Annotated in this window: 15 protein-coding genes and 1 pseudogene; 6 read left to right on the forward strand and 10 right to left on the reverse strand. The window is 61.0% G+C overall.

The window, feature by feature from the left end; genetic code table 11:
* Positions 1-9 precede the first annotated feature (9 nt).
* From lpxA to lpxB, 3 genes are read left to right on the forward strand one after another with little or no spacing between them, the layout of a single operon-like run.
* Positions 10-843: an acyl-ACP--UDP-N-acetylglucosamine O-acyltransferase gene (gene lpxA / locus ACFWXH_RS13310; RefSeq protein WP_379120801.1), complete on the forward strand. Its 834-nt coding sequence runs from the start codon at positions 10-12 to the stop codon at positions 841-843.
* The gene (locus ACFWXH_RS13315) at positions 818-1,720 is read left to right on the forward strand and encodes an LpxI family protein (protein ID WP_379120803.1); all 903 of its coding nucleotides are present in this window, start codon (positions 818-820) and stop codon (positions 1,718-1,720) included. Before lpxA ends, ACFWXH_RS13315 begins: the two co-directional genes overlap by 26 nt.
* Positions 1,717-2,907: a lipid-A-disaccharide synthase gene (lpxB, locus tag ACFWXH_RS13320; RefSeq protein WP_379120805.1), complete on the forward strand. Its 1,191-nt coding sequence runs from the start codon at positions 1,717-1,719 to the stop codon at positions 2,905-2,907. Before ACFWXH_RS13315 ends, lpxB begins: the two co-directional genes overlap by 4 nt.
* A 2-nt stretch (positions 2,908-2,909) precedes the next feature.
* Here lpxB and ACFWXH_RS13325 read toward each other — a convergent pair whose 3' ends face one another.
* The 4 genes from ACFWXH_RS13325 to gltX form a co-directional block, all read right to left on the reverse strand.
* Positions 2,910-3,377 carry a hypothetical protein gene (locus tag ACFWXH_RS13325; RefSeq protein ID WP_379120807.1) on the reverse strand — a complete coding sequence of 156 codons (468 nt, stop codon included), beginning with the start codon at positions 3,375-3,377 and terminating at the stop codon, positions 2,910-2,912.
* A 145-nt stretch (positions 3,378-3,522) separates the two neighbouring features.
* Positions 3,523-3,915 (reverse strand): DoxX family protein, encoded by a 393-nt coding sequence (locus ACFWXH_RS13330; RefSeq protein ID WP_379120808.1) that lies wholly within the window; start codon positions 3,913-3,915, stop codon positions 3,523-3,525.
* Positions 3,916-4,181: 266 nt separating this feature from the next.
* Positions 4,182-5,471, reverse strand: a complete 1,290-nt coding sequence (gene gltA, locus ACFWXH_RS13335; protein WP_054310878.1) for a citrate synthase — start codon at positions 5,469-5,471, stop codon at positions 4,182-4,184.
* Between the two features lie 176 nt (positions 5,472-5,647).
* On the reverse strand, positions 5,648-7,069 hold the full coding sequence (gltX, locus tag ACFWXH_RS13340; protein ID WP_379120810.1) for a glutamate--tRNA ligase: 1,422 nt from the start codon (positions 7,067-7,069) through the stop codon (positions 5,648-5,650).
* A 92-nt stretch (positions 7,070-7,161) separates the two neighbouring features.
* Between gltX and ACFWXH_RS13345 the strand changes: the two genes are divergently transcribed.
* Positions 7,162-9,705 carry a ComEC/Rec2 family competence protein gene (locus ACFWXH_RS13345; RefSeq protein WP_379120813.1) on the forward strand — a complete coding sequence of 848 codons (2,544 nt, stop codon included), beginning with the start codon at positions 7,162-7,164 and terminating at the stop codon, positions 9,703-9,705.
* A 21-nt stretch (positions 9,706-9,726) separates the two neighbouring features.
* Here ACFWXH_RS13345 and lexA read toward each other — a convergent pair whose 3' ends face one another.
* The gene (lexA, locus tag ACFWXH_RS13350; protein WP_054310875.1) at positions 9,727-10,449 is read right to left on the reverse strand and encodes a transcriptional repressor LexA; all 723 of its coding nucleotides are present in this window, start codon (positions 10,447-10,449) and stop codon (positions 9,727-9,729) included.
* Positions 10,450-10,720: 271 nt separating this feature from the next.
* Here lexA and ACFWXH_RS13355 point away from each other — a divergent pair.
* Together ACFWXH_RS13355 and ACFWXH_RS13360 are read left to right on the forward strand one after the other, a co-directional pair.
* Positions 10,721-10,922: pseudogene (locus tag ACFWXH_RS13355) on the forward strand (hypothetical protein); the annotation flags it as partial.
* 61 nt (positions 10,923-10,983) lie between these two features.
* On the forward strand, positions 10,984-11,313 hold the full coding sequence (locus ACFWXH_RS13360; protein WP_379120815.1) for a DUF1236 domain-containing protein: 330 nt from the start codon (positions 10,984-10,986) through the stop codon (positions 11,311-11,313).
* Positions 11,314-11,378: 65 nt separating this feature from the next.
* Here ACFWXH_RS13360 and glp read toward each other — a convergent pair whose 3' ends face one another.
* The 5 genes from glp to ACFWXH_RS13385 are packed head-to-tail and all read right to left on the reverse strand — an operon-like array spanning position 11,379 to position 16,796.
* Complete coding sequence (glp, locus tag ACFWXH_RS13365; RefSeq protein ID WP_379120817.1) at positions 11,379-12,584, reverse strand: gephyrin-like molybdotransferase Glp; 1,206 nt, start codon at positions 12,582-12,584, stop codon at positions 11,379-11,381.
* Positions 12,584-13,069: a cyclic pyranopterin monophosphate synthase MoaC gene (gene moaC / locus ACFWXH_RS13370; protein ID WP_379120819.1), complete on the reverse strand. Its 486-nt coding sequence runs from the start codon at positions 13,067-13,069 to the stop codon at positions 12,584-12,586. The genes glp and moaC overlap by 1 nt, the downstream gene beginning before the upstream one ends.
* Position 13,070: 1 nt before the next feature.
* Positions 13,071-13,883: an indole-3-glycerol phosphate synthase TrpC gene (gene trpC / locus ACFWXH_RS13375; protein ID WP_379120821.1), complete on the reverse strand. Its 813-nt coding sequence runs from the start codon at positions 13,881-13,883 to the stop codon at positions 13,071-13,073.
* A gap of 10 nt (positions 13,884-13,893) precedes the next feature.
* On the reverse strand, positions 13,894-14,904 hold the full coding sequence (trpD, locus tag ACFWXH_RS13380; RefSeq protein ID WP_379120823.1) for an anthranilate phosphoribosyltransferase: 1,011 nt from the start codon (positions 14,902-14,904) through the stop codon (positions 13,894-13,896).
* Positions 14,901-16,796 carry a SurA N-terminal domain-containing protein gene (locus ACFWXH_RS13385; RefSeq protein WP_379120825.1) on the reverse strand — a complete coding sequence of 632 codons (1,896 nt, stop codon included), beginning with the start codon at positions 16,794-16,796 and terminating at the stop codon, positions 14,901-14,903. Before ACFWXH_RS13385 ends, trpD begins: the two co-directional genes overlap by 4 nt.
* Positions 16,797-16,896 lie beyond the last annotated feature (100 nt).

Raw genomic sequence — 16,896 nt, forward strand, 5'->3', positions numbered from 1 at the left:
CAGGTGCGCATGACAACCGAGACTTTCATTCATCCTGCGGCCGTCGTTGAATCCGGCGCTCAGATCGGCGTAGGGACCCGCATCGGTCCATTTTGCCATGTCGGGGCCGATACTATCGTTGGCGATAATGTCGAGCTGGTGAGTCACGTCTCCGTGCTTGGCGGCACGAGCATCGGCGCCGGCACCAAAGTATGGCCGATGACCGTGCTTGGCGGGCCGCCGCAGAACACGAAACACAAGGGCGGCCGCACAACGCTGGTTATCGGCGCCAATTGCACCATCCGTGAAAATGTGACGATGCATCTGGGCACCGACAACAGCCGTGGCGAAACCACTGTCGGAGACAACGGCAATTTCCTTGCCTATGCGCATGTCGGGCACGATTCTGTGGTGGGCAAGAATGCCACCTTCGCCAATGGCGCGACACTCGGCGGCCACTGCGAGATCGGTGACAATGTCTATATCGGCGGTCTGAGTGCCGTTCACCAATTCGTTCGCGTCGGCGACAACGCCTTTCTGGCTGGCTGCTCGGCGTTCGTGGGTGACGTTATCCCTTACGCCATCGCCGTCGGTAACCGCGCCAGTCTGCGTGGCCTGAACATCGTCGGATTGAAGCGTGCTGGCCTGCCACGCTCCGAAATCTATCTGCTGCGCCGGGCGTACCGCTTGATCTTCGATCGCTCCCGCACCGTGGCTGAGAATGTCGAACTGGCCAAGGCCGAGTTTTCCGGCTCTCCTGCGGCGATGAAAATCATCGACTTCATGACCAGCCGCGGCAAGCGGCACTATGCCGTGCCGCCGCTGAAAGGCGGGGCCGATGACGACGCCGGCGACGAAAGCTGAGGGCGCTGGCCGCCTTCAGCTCCCACCAGGTGCCAAGGTCGGCATCATTGCCGGCGGCGGCAAGCTTCCGATCGATGTCGCCAATGGGCTCAATGAACTGGGACATAAGCCATTCATCCTGATGGTGCAGGGTGAGGTGCTGCCGGAAAGCGAACTCGGGCTGTTCGAGCACGAGGTGCTTTCACTCGAAAATCTCGGCTCGCTGATCGGCATCCTGAAACGCCGCGGCACGACGCATGTCGTTCTGGCCGGAGAAATCAAGCGCCGGCCGCGGCTCGGCGCCATGCGCTTTAATCTCGGTCTGCTGGCCATTGTTCCGCTTGTGATTTCCGCACTGGCGCGTGGTGACGACGGTCTCCTCAAGGTGGTCGTTCGTGGGCTGGAGGCGCGAGGGTTCACCGTCGTTGGGGCGCATCAGATCGTTCCGAATCTGACCGCCAGCGAGGGGGCGTTGACGCGCGTTGCGCCCTCCAAGGCCGATTGGATGGATATCGAAGCCGCACACAAGGCCGCCCTCGCCATTGGCGCGCTTGATATCGGGCAGGGTGCGGTGGCAATCGGCGGCCGTGCGATCGCCCTCGAGGGCATAGAAGGCACCGACGGTCTGCTGGAGCGGGTGAAGGATCTGCGCGGTCACGGTCGCTTGGCGGGTAAAGCCGGCGGCGTGCTGGTCAAATGCGCCAAGCCGGAGCAGGAGCTCAGGGTCGACCTGCCTTCAATCGGCATACAGACCGTAGAAGGCGCATATGCTGCCGGTCTTGCGGGAATTGCCGTTGAAGCTGGCCGCTCTCTTATTCTGGACAGCTCAGCGGTGATTTCCCGCGCCGATGCTCTTGGGCTCTTTGTGGTTGGCCTGCCTACCGGGGAGCACTCATGACCGTTGAACCGCTGAAGGTCGCGATTGTTGCAGGCGAAGAGTCTGGCGATCTGCTTGGCGCCGATCTGATTGCGGCTTTGAAGGTAATGACGGGCCGTCAGATCCAACTCGTCGGTCTCGGTGGACGCCATCTGGAGGCACTTGGTCTCAAGCCCGCGTTTGATGCGAGTGAGATCGCGTTGATGGGTTTTAGCGCGGTGCTTGCCGGTTTGCCGCGCTTGATCCGTCGTATCGGTCAGACGGCTGCGTTGATCGCGGCCGAAAATCCGGACTGTCTCATCACAATCGATAGCCCCGATTTCTCTCTGCGCGTGGCGAAAAAGGTGCGGGCTGCCAACCCGAACATCCCGATCATACACTATGTTTGTCCGAGCGTGTGGGCCTGGCGGCCGGGTAGGGCGCCTGCAATGAAACCCCACGTCGATCATATCCTTTGCATCCTGCCGTTCGAGGCGAAGGCGCTGGAGCGTCTCGACGGGCCGCCGGGAACCTATGTCGGGCACAGGCTGAGCCACGACGCCGACGTGTTGCGGGCGGCTACTGAACAAGCTGCGCCCCGCGACCTCAGTGAAAATCGCGAAAAGACGCTTTTGCTCCTGCCCGGCTCACGGCGCGGCGAGGTGAGGAAGCTTCTGGAACCGTTCGGGGAAACCGTCACGGTGCTCGCCGAACGCGGCCACAAGATGCGTCTGTTGCTGCCTACCGTGCCACATGTCGCGGAATTCGTACGCGCCACCGTTTCTTCCTGGCCGCAGCAACCGGAGATCATCCTGGACGCGGTACGCAAATGGCAGGCATTCGGCGAGGCCGACGCTGCTTTGATTGCGTCCGGCACGGTGTCGCTGGAACTGGCGTTGTCAGGTGTGCCGATGGTATCGACCTACAAGCTCGACCCCGTGGCAAAGCTGCTTCAGAAACTCATCACCACGTGGTCTGCACTGTTGCCGAACCTCATTGCTGATCGAGTGCTGGTGACTGAATTCTACGACATTTATGTGCGGCCGCAGAACCTTGCCCGCCAAGTCGAGGCCTTGTGGTCCGACGGCGGCCTGCGCGCTTGGCAAAAGGATGGTTTCGCCGAGGTGCGCCGCCGCATGGCGACGGAGCGACCTGCAGGCGAAATTGCAGCCTCGGTCGTTCTGGGCGAAATTGGCAAGCGCCGCCAGGCTGAAAATCGTAGTGCGTAAGCTCAGTTCGCTGAACCGGACCGAACGCTGGCTGGTTCGCCATTCTTCTTCCAGTCGCCTGTCGTGTTCCACCAGCGGTTGGGATTCTTGCTGTCGTCCAATCCTTTTGATCTGCAACTGAGGATCGGCTGAATCCGGATCACAGGTTCCTGGTAGCTGTGTGCCTGGAAGATTGCCTCGACGACCCGCTCAGCCAGCTGCTGGTCCTGAGGCAATTCGAAGAACACTTCGACGACGCCTGGCCGTTTGCGCAGTTCTGTTTCCGGCCCGGCCGCCGCTCCCTGCAATGGACGATAGCGTTCCATACCTTCGGCGGATTGATAGGAATTGCTGTCATATTTGCCCATGACAAGAGGGATGATCGCGGTGACCTCGGCCATGATGCGATCAATGTCTTCGGTCGGTGCCTGAAATGCAACCAACAGCACTGGTTGCAAGGTGGTGGACCGGGTTTCAAATGCGCTCTGCATGTCGGCGAACTCCGTGAACGAAGAAATCGCCCGAGACTAACTGCTTCATCCTGACAAGCTTGAGTCAGGAATCTAGCTTCCGCTTCAAAAAAACAGCCGGCTCTCGGGCCGGCTGTGCATTCACGAAAAGCTGGTTCGCGTGCGATTACTTGTTCTTGCCGAGCAGGGCGTCGACGCTCCATGGGCCAGGGCCGGCCGCTGCGATGTAGAGAAAGGCGAAGCAGAACAACATTGCAGCCTCGCCGCCGTTGAGGGCGGGGAAGAAGCCTTCCGGCGCATGGGCGAGAAAATAAGCAAAGGCCATGAGGCCGGAGAGGATGAACGCCACCGGGCGCGAGAACAGGCCGATCACCAGCAGCAGGCCGCCGACGATCTCCAGTACCGCGGCGGTAGTGGTCAAGCCATTCAGCGGATAGGGGAATGGAGCTGGCCAGCCAAGCAGTTTCATGGTGCCGTGTGTCAAGAACGTCGCTGCGGTGAGAATGCGCAGGACACTCAGCAGTTGCGGCGCCCACGGCCGCAGGAAACCAAGTTGCATAATATCCCTCAATGTCTTGGTGAATGTGTTGGTCGGTCAAATGCAGCGCTTGCTGCCGGACCGCACGTAGCGGGGATTCGCGGCATTAACCACCGACGCCCGGTCACATGAGGGTTGCTTCAAATCAACTGTTGTTGAGCGTGTCGTGAGGTTTGTCTGCGCTGAGGAGCAGGAACCAATTGCAGAGGAGGTCTCCGACAAACAAAAAACCGCCCCCGATGCGAATGCATCGGGGGCGGTGGAAAAATCAGCTTAAGCGCGAACGGTCAGCGCTTGGCGATGGGTACATAGTCACGCTCTGGCGCACCGGTATAGAGCTGGCGTGGGCGACCGATCTTCTGGTGCGGATCCTCGATCATTTCCTTCCACTGCGCGATCCAGCCGACCGTGCGGGCGACGGCAAACAGCACGGTGAACATAGTGGTCGGGAAGCCGAGTGCCTTCAGCGTGATGCCGGAATAGAAGTCGATATTCGGATAGAGCTTCTTTTCGATAAAATATTCATCAGTCAGCGCAATCCTTTCGAGCTCGATCGCCACGTCGAGCGTCGGATCGTCCTTGATGCCGAGTTCGCCCAGAACCTCATGCGTGGTCTTCTGCATGATCTTGGCGCGCGGATCGTAGTTCTTGTAGACGCGGTGGCCGAAGCCCATAAGGCGGAACGGATCGTTCTTGTCCTTGGCGCGGGCGATGTATTCCGGAATGCGGTCGACGCTGCCGATCTCGGACAGCATGTTGAGCGCTGCCTCGTTGGCTCCGCCATGTGCGGGCCCCCACAGACATGCGATGCCGGCGGCGATGCAGGCGAAGGGATTGGCGCCCGACGAGCCGGCAAGACGCACCGTTGAAGTCGAGGCGTTCTGCTCGTGGTCAGCATGCAGGATGAAGATCCGCTCCATGGCGCGCGCAAGCACCGGATTGACCTTGTATTCCTCACAGGGCACGGCAAAGCACATGTGCAGGAAGTTGGCGGCAAAGTTCAACTCGTTCTTCGGATAAACGAAGGGCTGGCCGATATGGTACTTGTAGGCCATCGCCGCGATGGTCGGCATCTTGGCGATCAGGCGCACGGAAGCGACCATGCGCTGGTACGGATCGGAAATGTCGGTCGAGTCGTGATAGAAGGCCGATAGCGCGCCGACGACGCCGCACATGACCGCCATCGGGTGCGCGTCGCGGCGGAATCCCGTGAAGAACCGGGTCATCTGTTCGTGCACCATGGTGTGGCGCGTAACGCGATAGTCGAAATCGTCTTTCTGCGCCTTGGTCGGCAGTTCGCCGTAGAGCAGCAGGTAGCAGACTTCCAGGAAATCGCCGTGCTCGGCGAGCTGGTCGATCGGATAGCCGCGATGCAGAAGTACGCCGGCATCGCCGTCGATATAGGTAATGCCGGACTCGCAGCTAGCCGTCGAAGTGAAGCCGGGATCGTAGGTGAAAGCGCCGGTGGTCGAGTAGAGCGAGCCGATGTCGATCACATCCGGGCCGACCGAACCGCTTCGGACCTTGAACTCGTGGGTTTTGCCGTCGAGTTCCAGTTTTGCCGTCTGTCCGGTCATCGCAAACTCCTTTTGTTCCCTTGTCTGCAAGCCAAGACGATCCGCTACGCGGAACGCCCCAAGCCCTTGAAATGCACGAGATTACAGCCGCCGGGATAAATAGGGCTGATTGATCCGGCGGCAATGTTGCACCGCAAAAGAAACCTTTCAATGCTAAAGTTCTTGGACCAGAACTCCTAATCGATTTGATCTGCGATGCGAGCAAGACTTTCGTCGCGGCCAAGCACGGCAAGCACGTCGAAAACGCCTGGCGAGGTGCTGCGGCCGGTCAGGGCGGCGCGCAAAGGCTGCGCCACCTTGCCGAGTTTGACTCCCGCCGTTTCGGCATAGGCACGCACGGCAGCTTCGGTGGTTGTGACAGTCCACTCACCGAGCTCCTGGAAATGGCCAAGCACTGCCTTCAGAACGGCTTTGGCGTCGGCATCGAGCAGGGAGGCTGCCTTTTCATCCAACTGCAGCGGGCGATGGGCAGCGATGAAATAGAGACTGTCGGCGAGCTCGACCAGCGTCTTGGCGCGCTCCTTCAGGCCCGGCATTGCCTGCAATATCTGTGCTTTCTTTTTCTCGTCCAACTGGGCGGCCAGGGTCTCGCCATTTGGCAGGTAAGGCAGTGTGTCGAAAAACACCTTGGTCAGCGCCGCATCGTCCATGCCGCGCATGTGGACACCGTTCAGCGCCTCGAGCTTGGCGAAGTCGAAGCGGGCGGCGCCCTTGTTGACGTCGATGATGTCGAACCAAGACACCATTTGGTCGATCGACATGACTTCGTCGTCGCCGTGGCTCCAGCCAAGGCGGGCCAGATAGTTGAGCAGTGCCTCTGGCAAATAGCCCATTGCGCGATAGGCCTCGACGCCGAGCGCGCCATGGCGCTTGGACAGCTTGGCGCCATCGGCGCCGTGGATCAGCGGGATATGCGCCATCTTTGGCACATCCCAGCCCATGGCGCGGTAGATCGTTGTCTGGCGTGCGGCATTCGTCAGATGGTCGTCGCCTCGGATGATATGAGTGACGCCCATGTCGTGATCGTCGACGACGACAGCGTGCATGTAGGTCGCTACACCGTCCGAGCGCAGGATGATGAAATCGTCGAGATCTTTGTTGGGAAAGCGCACCTCGCCCTGTACGAGATCGTCAACGACGGTCTCGCCCTCGCGTGGCACCTTGATGCGGATTGCACCTGCCACGCCCTTCGGCGCCTCGGTGGTATCGCGGTCGCGCCAATGGCCATTGTAGCGCGGTGGCAATCCTTGTGCGCGAGCGGCTTCCCGCATCGCGTCCAGCTCCGCGGGCGTCTCGTAGGCGTAATAGGCCTTGCCCAGCCGTACCAGTTCTTCGGCGACCTCGCGGTGGCGCGCGGCGCGCTGGAATTGCGAGACGGCCTCGCCGTCCCAGTTAAGGCCGAGCCAGGTCAATCCATCGAGGATAGCGGTGGTCGCTGCCTCGGTCGAACGTTCGCGGTCCGTGTCTTCGATGCGCAGGAGCATCTTGCCGTTGGTGTGCTTGGCATAAAGCCAGTTGAACAGCGCTGTGCGCGCACCACCGATGTGCAGGAAACCGGTAGGCGAAGGGGCGAAACGGGTGACGACCTGATCGGACATGGAACTCTCTGGGAGAAGCGCCAGAAGCGCGGACTTTCGTTGTTTGGGCGTTCATGTAGCATAGGAGGTCAGGGGCGCAAGGGGCAGGCCCGATGGCTGGAGCGGAGAGGGATGGGCGAGAGGCCATTGATGCTGAACACGGCATCAATGAGCGTCTTTTGTTTGCTTCCAAAAAGGGTGACAGCGGCGATGCCGCAGCCGCATCCACGGACACTCCGACGATCGGAGGGCAGTCGGCGCTCGATGACCTGTTTTCTGCTCGCCAGCGTCTTCGTTCTGACACGCAAGCCGGGCGTTCCGACGAACCATCATGGCTCGAGGTCTGCCGGCGACGCCTGACAAAACTGGTCGGCAGAGACCCGCGTGGTCTCTTCGCCAAGGCGGTCGCTTTGGAACTCGATCGTGGCGTCGCCTTCCTGTTTGTGCCTGTTTTCCTGGCGGCCGGAGCGACGGTCTACTTCTCACTCGATCGGGAGCCAGCCCTCCCGCAGTTGGTTGCCGGCGGCCTGGTTCTTGCCGTCATTGCGCTGTTTTCACGCCGCCGTCTCGGCGTGCATCTCGCAGCGATGGCTGTACTTTTCTTCGTACTCGGCATTCTTGCCGCCAAGATCGAGACGTGGCGCATGCCCGGCAATATGTTGGGTGCACAGGTATCAACCAGGGTGACGGGGCGGGTGATCTCGGTCGAGCCGATGGCGAGCGGGCGCACACGGCTGACGCTTGACGTCATCGCCACCGAGCGGCCCAAGCTGCGATATCAGCCAGAGCGCGTGCGGCTTTCGGCGCTGGGAATGCCGGCCGACATCCGCGCCGGATCGATCGTATCCGGTTACGCCCGCTTGATGCCGCCGGCCGGCCCGGTGCGACCTGGTGGCTACGACTTCTCCTTCGAAAGCTATTTCGACGGCATCGGCGCGACCGGCTTCTTCATGGGCAAGCCGAAGCTCGCATCAGATGGGGAGAGCATTGCGCCGCTCACCACACGGCTGTCGGTCGCGGTCGAACGCGCGCGCGAGGTGATCGCCGATCGCATTCGCGCCTCGATCGGTGGATCGGAGGGCGAGATCGCGGCAGCGCTGATCGTCGGTGTGCGCGCCGGCATTCCAGATTCCGTCAACGAAGCGATGCGAAGGACGGGCATCTATCACATCATCTCGATCTCCGGCCTGCACATGGCAATGGTGGCCGGAGCTATTCTGCTGCTGCTGCGCGGCACATTTGCTCTGTTCCCCGATTTTTCGACACGTCGACCGGTCAAGAAATACGCCGCTTTCGCGGCCCTCTGTTCGATTGCGGCGTATCTGGCGATCTCGGGTGTGGTGGTGGCGGCCGAGCGCAGCTTCATCATGCTGGCGGTCATGCTGATTGCGGTGTTGTTCGACCGAGCGGCGCTGTCGATGCGCAATCTTGCAATCTCGGCGGTGATCGTGATCCTGACCGCACCGCATGAGGTGGTTGGTCCATCTTTCCAAATGTCGTTTGCGGCGACCGCTGCACTGATTGGTGCTTACGCGGCTTGGACAGAGCGCCGTAGCGCAATGCCCACTGCTCCGCCGCCGGTGCGCTCGTTTGCTGGGATACTCGTGCACAAGTCGCTGATTGCGGTAGGCGGCATGGCGGCGACCTCGATCGTTGCTGGGCTGGCAACGGCACTCTTCGCGGTCTGGCATTTCCAGCGTGTCTCGCCCCTCAGCCTGTTCGCCAATCTGGCCGTAATGCCGGTGGTTTCGCTCATCATGCTGGCCGCTGTTTTCAGCGCATTTGCCATGCCGTTCGGCGCCGACTGGCCGTTTCTCTATGTGATGGGCAAGGGACTAACGGTGATGATGGCGATCGCCGAATGGATTTCCATCCGCTCCCCCGTCGACGGAGTAGGGCTCGTCTCGACCCAGTCAGTGCTCTTCGTCACCGCAGCGCTCGCCATCGGCGCGATGACCACGACATGGTTGCGCTGGCTGGCGCTGCCTTTTGCGCTCGCTGGTATGCTGACGATGAGCAATGTCGAAACGCCCGACGTGCTGATCTCCGAGGATGCGCGTCTCGTCGCGCTGCCGATCGGCGACGATGAGGTCGCCGTCAGCCGAGCGCGGCCCAATGTTTTCACGCTGGACAATTGGCGTCGCGCACTCAATGTGGAGACGACGGTCTTGCCGGAGGATGTTTCGGCTGACGTTGAAATGACCGTTGAAAATGTGCTCGACATGCCTTTCGGCACACCCTTCCTATGTGCACGGCGCCTGTGTTTCGCGCGCCATCCGTCGGGTGCGGTCGTGGTGATGACTGCATATGCCGATGCAGCGAAATCGGCTTGTGGGGTCGCCTCACTCATTGTCATCGACGATGCCACCGCATCCGACCCCTGCAACGACCCGGCGATCTTGGTGGTTACCAAGAAGGATCTCGCCCGCACCGGCAGTGCGGCGGTACGATTTGATGTTTCTGCTGATAAACCGGCTAATATCCTGTTTGCGCTCGAGAGCACAAATCGACCCTGGCATGCACAGCGCATGTTCACCCGCGAGGCGAGGGGGCTGCCACCGCTTCCTAAAAAAGCGTTCAAATCCAAACGTCGGGATGATCAGCTTCACCCGGCTGCAGAACCTGCCACAATTCCTGATGTGCGGCCGGCTAAGTGACTGCGAAATTAGGCCGTTCACTCAATAGCGGCGGATCAACCCAACCAGCTTGCCTTGTACTTTGACCCGGTCCGGGCCGAAGATGCGGGTCTCATAGGCTGGATTGGCGGCCTCCAGCGCGATCGAGGCACCCTTGCGACGGAATCGCTTGAGTGTCGCTTCTTCCTCGTCGACGAGCGCCACGACGATTTCGCCAGGATTGGCCGTATTGGCATTGCGGATGATGACCGTGTCGCCGTCGAAAATACCGGCCTCGATCATGGAGTCGCCTTTGACTTCCAATGCATAGTGCTCCCCCCCCGCAATCATATCGGGCGGCACGGAGATCGAATGGGTGCGGTGCTGGATCGCGTCGATCGGTACGCCGGCGGCGATGCGGCCCATGACTGGGATGGAAACGGAAGCCGTGGCATCGTCGTCATTGCCTGGGGCCTGCAGGCGTTGCGGTTCCTTCGGTGCAGGCCGCCCCAGACTGCCCTGGATGACAGCGGGCGAAAATTTCCGAGCCGCATTGAGGCCGGGCGCGATCGAATCGGGAAGCCTCAACACTTCCAGTGCACGCGCCCGGTTTGGCAGCCGGCGAATAAAGCCGCGCTCTTCCAGAGCGGTTATGAGGCGGTGGATGCCGGACTTCGAGGCAAGATCCAGCGCTTCCTTCATCTCGTCGAAGGAAGGCGGAATTCCGCTTTCCTTCAGCCGTTCATGGATGAAGAGCAAAAGCTCATGTTGCTTGCGTGTCAGCATAGCCACCCTCCGTGGAACGGAACCAGAATCAGAAAAACAAATCCAGAACAAACACTATCTGTTCCATTTGTGTTCCGCAACCTTTTAAAGTTTAATGAATTTGTTGACGCTTTGTTCAGTGTAACGGCTGGTGCGGCTACCCGTCTGTTTCGAAAAGTCCTGCCGAGGGGTCAATTCTCACATTTCCGGAATGTGCCAAAGCTTGCGCCTCGTGAGGCGTGCGTCCCGACGTCACTCGTGTGGATCGCCGCATCGAAGCCTTCTTCAACGCCTCTGGAATACCCTTGCCAGGAGCACTGACGGCGAAACCGTCGTCAACGTCGAGGCAGGGCGCCGGCAATATCGATGAGTTCTTTTCCGATCCGGTGTTCGTGGAGAAATTCCGTAAGCTGGATGCCATCTCGAAAAGTGAGTTCCATACCTTTCCTTGTGGTTCGGCACAAAGTTGCCGCAACAAGACCTTAATTCATTAGGAACGGGGCCGTTGACGTCCGCATTCCTCCTTCGGGCAATCGTGCTTGAAAGGAGAGAACGATGAAACCGCTTCTTCCGATATATGCCGTTTGCGCAGTCCTCGCAGGCGCTGCTGCCAGCCACGCACAGGATACCGTGGTGGTCCCGGCACAACGGCCAGGTACAGTGGTGATCCAGCCGGAGCAGAAGACCGTCATCCGCGAGTATGTTCGTAAGAACCCCGTGGCTTCGATCAATGTGCTCGGGTTGGAGCTCAATCTGGGCTCGAGAGTACCGGAGACGGTAACCCTGCATGAAGTTCCCGATACACGATATCGTTACACCGTCATCGACAACAGGGCGGTTCTTGTGGATCCGGAAACCTATGAAATCGTTGAGGTCTTGAACTGATCCGATGGTTGAAGCCCTGGCTGCCGAGAGACAGCCGGGGCTTTGCTATCTGCCTTCTTCTCAGATCAGCGCAGCATCAGCACCTGGCACGTGGAGCCGGCTTCGGCCTTGGGTGCATGTGGCGGGCGAATGATCAGCCCGTTGGCATCCGATAAAGCACGAAGCATCGAGGAATCCTGAACGCCGAACGGCGTCGCGGCCAATCTGCTGCCATCCTGTTCGATCCGGGCACGGATGTAGTCCTGCCTGCGGTCATTGGCCGCCATATTGGTTGTGAGGCTTGCCTCGCGGATATCCTGGCTGAAGGGGCGGCCGCCAAGACGGGCAAGCAGGGGTTTCAGGAAAAGCTGCGAACAGACCAGGCTAGCCACTGGGTTTCCAGGCAAGCCGATGCAGCGGATCGCACCCATGCGGCCAAACATCAGCGGCTTGCCTGGGCGCATGGCGAGCTTCCAGAAGTCCAGCGTCATGCCTTCGCTGGTCAGAACATCGTGCACCAGGTCGTGATCGCCGACGGAGGCGCCGCCAAGGGTGACGATGACGTTGGCGCCGGCTTCGACAGCCTGTCGTACCGCCGCGGCGATGGCGTCCTTGCGGTCGGGTGCGATGCCGAGATCCAATGCATGCGCACCGACGGCCTGGGCCGCAGCTGCCACACCATAAGCGTTGGAAGAGATGATCTGGTCCGGTCCCGGCACGCTGCCGGGTGGCAGTAATTCGTCACCCGTGGCGATGATAGCAACCAGCGGCCGGCGCACCACGGCAAGTGCCGGATGGTTCGCAGAAGCGGCTAGCGACAAAGCTGCGGCGTCGAGCACGCGGCCTTTTTTGAGCAGAACATCGCCAGTGTTGAAATCCAGCCCTTTGCGGCGGATGTTGCGACCTTCGGATGCGGATTCCAACACTTCGACGGAGCCATCGCCCAAGTCGCGCACGTTTTCCTGGATGACGATGGTGTCGCTGCCGGCGGGCAGTGGTGCACCGGTGAAGACGCGCACGGTCTCGCCGGTACCAACGGCGCCCTGAAACGCACGGCCGGCTGGCGCGCTGCCGATCACCTTCAACGTCACCGGCGTTGCGGCCACATCGGCGGCCTTTGCCGCATAGCCGTCCATAGCGGAGGCATCGAAAGGCGGCTGCGTGCGCAACGCCGCCAAGGGGGTTGCCAGCACCCGATCGAAGGCGTCGGTCAATGCGACGGTCTCCGCAGCGAGCGGTTCGGCGTCGTCCAGCAGTCGCTGCAGCGCTTCTTCGACCGGCACCAGCGACATCAGGTTTCCACCCTGTAATCGCCTGATTTGCCCCCGGTCTTTTCCACCAGGCGGATACCGGAAATAACCATGGCACGGTCCACTGCCTTGGCCATGTCGTAGATGGTCAGGCATGCAACCGAAGCGGCGGTGAGCGCTTCCATTTCGACACCGGTCTTGCCGGTAACGCGCGCAAGCGCGGTGACCTTCAGGCCGGGCAAAGCGGGGGCTGGCTCGATATCGACAGATACCTTGGTCAGCAGCAGTGGATGGCAGAGTGGGATCAGGTCATGTGCCTTCTTGGCTGCCATGATGCCGGCGATGCGAGCAGTGCCCAGCACATCGCCTTTCTTGGCATTGCCGTCGAGTATCATGGCGAGCGTTTCAGCCTGCATCGAGACGAAGCCTTCGGCCAGCGCCGTGCGCATGGTCTCGGCCTTGTCACCGACATCGACCATGTGCGCTTCGCCTTGCGCACCGAGATGGGTGAGGGTGTTCCCGGGCATCTCAGACAGCCTCGGCCCTGGTTTCGAGGCCCAGCAGCGCACGTGTCGCCGCAGTCACATCGGCCTGCCGCATCAGGCTTTCGCCGACGAGGAAAGTGCCGATGCCGCTCTTTTCCATGCGGCGGCAGTCGTCATGGGTGAAGATGCCACTTTCGCTGACCAGCAGACGATCGGAAGGCACCATTGCCGCCAGCCGTTCGGACGTTTCGAGACTGGTCTCGAAGGTGCGCAGATTGCGATTGTTGATGCCGAGGAGGCGCGATTCGAGTTTTAGGGCGCGCTCCGTCTCCTCTTCATCGTGGACTTCGACAAGCGCGTCCATGCCGAGTGAAAGGGCGGTTTCTTCAAGTTCCGCAGCCAGTTGATCGTCGACGCTCGCCATGATGATGAGAATGGCGTCCGCACCCCAGGCACGGGCCTCGTAGACCTGATAAGGATCGAACAGGAAATCTTTGCGCAGCGCAGGCAGATTCACCGCCTTGCGAGCGGTGGTGAGGAATTCCGGCGCACCCTGGAAAGATGGCGAATCAGTCAGAACCGACAGGCAGGCGGCGCCGCCGGCCTGATAGGCCTGTGCCAGCGACGGTGGGTCAAAATCGGCGCGGATCAGCCCCTTTGACGGGCTCGCCTTCTTGATCTCGGCGATCAGCGCAAAGGCGCCGGCAGCGCGTTTGGCTTCAAGCGCGGCCAGGAAACCACGCGGATGGTCGGTATCGGCTGCACGTGCCTTGATCTCGGTGAGCGGCAAGTGCGCCTTGGCGGCGGCGATCTCCTCGCGCTTGTAGGCTTCGATCTTTCGCAGGATATCGGCCATTGTCCTGACTCTATTCGTTGGAGACCTTGACCAGCGTTTCCAGCACAGCCCGGGCTTTGCCTGTGTCGATCGCTGCTGCGGCTTGTCTCACGCCGTCTTCCAGCGTCGCGGTCCTGCCAGCCACCACGAGGCCTGCGCCGGCATTCATCAGCACCGTATCACGATATGCCCCCGGCACACCGGAAAGCAGCTTGCGCAACGCTTCGGCATTGTAGGCGGCATCGCCACCGCGCAGGTCCTGTTTGGTATAGCGTTTCAGCCCGACCATCTCCGGCGTCAGCTTGAAGGTGCGGATCGCGCCGCCGACCAGTTCAGCAATTTCCGTCTCTCCGGTCGTGGTGATCTCGTCATAACCGTCGCCATGCGCCACCCAGGCGTGGTCCGCACCCAGTGCCTTCAACGTTTCTGCCACCGGAACGATCCATTCCGGCGCGAACACGCCGACCATTTGACGGCCGACGCCGGCCGGATTGGAGAGGGGCCCAAGCAGGTTGAAGATCGTGCGGGTGCCGAGTTCGCCGCGCACCGGACCGACATGTTTCATGGCAGGATGATGCGATGGCGCGAACATGAAGCCGACACCGGCCCTGGCAATGCAATCGCCGATTGCTTCGGGCGTCAGGTCGATCTTGATACCGAGCCCGGTCAGCACGTCGGCCGAACCGGTTTGCGAGGACAGGCCGCGATTGCCGTGCTTGGCCACCGGTACGCCGGCGCCGGCAATGACAAAAGCGGATGCCGTCGAAATGTTGAGCGAATGCGAGCCGTCGCCGCCGGTGCCCACGATATCGACCGCGCCCGCAGGTGCCACGACACGCAGCATCTTGTCGCGCATGGTCGCCACTGCGCCGGAAATCTCGCTGACGGCTTCGCCACGCACGCGCAGCGCCATCAGAAAACCACCGATCTGGCCGGGCGTGGCATCGCCCGACATGATGATGTCGAAGGCCTCGCGCGCCTCGTCGAAAGAGAGCGTGTTGCCGGCCGCGACCTTGGCGATATGAGGCTTCAGCGCACTCATTGGATCTGCTGGGCCTGCTCGATCGCGACCTGGTCGACCTTGACGCTGAACTGGGACTGCAACTGCGCGACCAGTTCCTCCAACAGATCGTCGGACATGCCGGATGCGAAGGACTTCTTCACATCGTCTGGAACTGCCGACGCATCGGCACCGGCCGGTTCGAACACTTCGGCGACCTTGAACAAGATCTTGGCGGTGCCTGTCGGGGCCGAGACGATGCCGGAACCACCTTCCGCCACGGCAAATACGGCCGCCGTGCCATCCTTGCCGAAATCGGCGTCATCTGCCTCGCGTTTCAGGCCGCGCTTGGTCTGCTTTTCGAGCTTCAGTTCGCCTGCGACGGCGTCGAGAGTCGCACCTGACTTGACACTCTTCTCGAGCTCCTCGGCCTTGGCGACAAGCCGCTTCTCGGCCTCGGCCTCGGTCCAGTCGGCAACCACCTTCTGGCGCACTTCGTCCAGCGTGCGGTCGCGAGCAGGGGTGACGCCGTTCAGCTCATAGAAGACATAGCCATTGTCGGCGGTGGTCAGCCCCTCGTTCTCAATACCCTGCTCGGCATCGAAGACGGCGCGGATGAGCGACACCGATTCCGGCAGGCCGGTGACGACGGTGCCGTCCGGCTTCTGACCGGTACGGTCGATGGCCTCGATGGGAACCATCTTCAGTTTCAGCTTTTCGGCAGCCTCCTGCATGGTGGAGCCACCAGCGCGGGCGTCTTCGTAAGAATCATGCGTGTCGAGCAGGATGCGGCTCGCTTCATTGACGGCCAGTTCCTTGCGGATCTGATCGGACACCTCAGCGACTGGTTTCACCACCTCCGGCTTGATCTCGGTGACGCGAAGCAGCAGGGGACCGAAGGCGCCCTTGACGACCGGGCTCACCTCGTTGGCCTGGAGAGCGAAGGCGGCGTCCGCGACGGCCTTATCGGCAATCTTGTCCTTGGCCAGCGTGCCAAGCAGCGTATCGGCCTGGGTCTTGCCTTCCGCTGTCACCAGCTTGTCGAAGGTCGCGCCGCTCCGCAGCGAATCGAATGCGGCCGTTGCCGCTTCCGGCGACTTGAAGACCAGCTGTTCTATGGTGCGTGTTTCAGGCGTTGTGTAGCGGGCCTTGTTCTTCTCGTAGTCGTCCTTGATCTGCTGCTCGGTCACCGCGGAAAGATCCATGATGTCCTCCGGCTCGAGACGGACATAGGAGAACTTGCGGTATTCGGGGGCGGCATACTTCTTCTTGTTGGCTTCGAAATAGGCCTTCAGATCGCTGTCGGACGGCGCCGAGATCGGTTCGACCAGGGATTTTGGCAGAACCAGATAATCGATGGTGCGGTCCTCGCCTCGATAGAGCGCAACGGCCTTGAGGAAAGTATCCGGCGCTTTCATGCCGTCGGATACGGCCTCGACGATCTGCTGGCGGGTCGCTACCTGGACGCGGTTCTTCAGATAGTCTTCCGGCCGCATGCCGATCTGGCGCAGCACATAGTCGAACAGACGGCGATCGAACTGGCCATCGCCACCCTTGAAAGCGGGGTCCTCGCGGGTGAGTTCGGCGACGCGGTTCTCGGAGAGGCCGAGGCCAAGCTTGCGGGCCTGTTCGTCCAGCACGGCGCCTGAAACCAGCTGAACCAGCACGCGGTTGTCGATGCCGAGCGCTTTGGCCTGCTCTCGTGTCAGCCGCTGGCCGAACTGCTGTGACATGACGTTGAGCTCGCGGTCATAGGCGAGGCGGTATTCGGTGACGGAAACGGACGTACCGCCTGTATTCAGCACGCTGTGGTGCCCGGCAATCGTACCCATCACGCGGCTGGAGATACCCCAAACGGCGAAGCTGACCACCAAGAGGGAGAGCAGGGCTTTCGCGACCCAGGTTCCCGCCGCGCTTCGCAATATAGAGAGCATGATGTTGTCCGTATTGAAGTAAGCCAAGCGCAATAGCGTCCTTCAAGCCTACTGTCGATTGCTTTGTGGTCTGTTTTTGATAGGGAAGGCCCCGACAGAA

The organism is Mesorhizobium sp. NPDC059054, assembly GCF_042739215.1.
Lineage (GTDB): Bacteria > Pseudomonadota > Alphaproteobacteria > Rhizobiales > Rhizobiaceae > Mesorhizobium.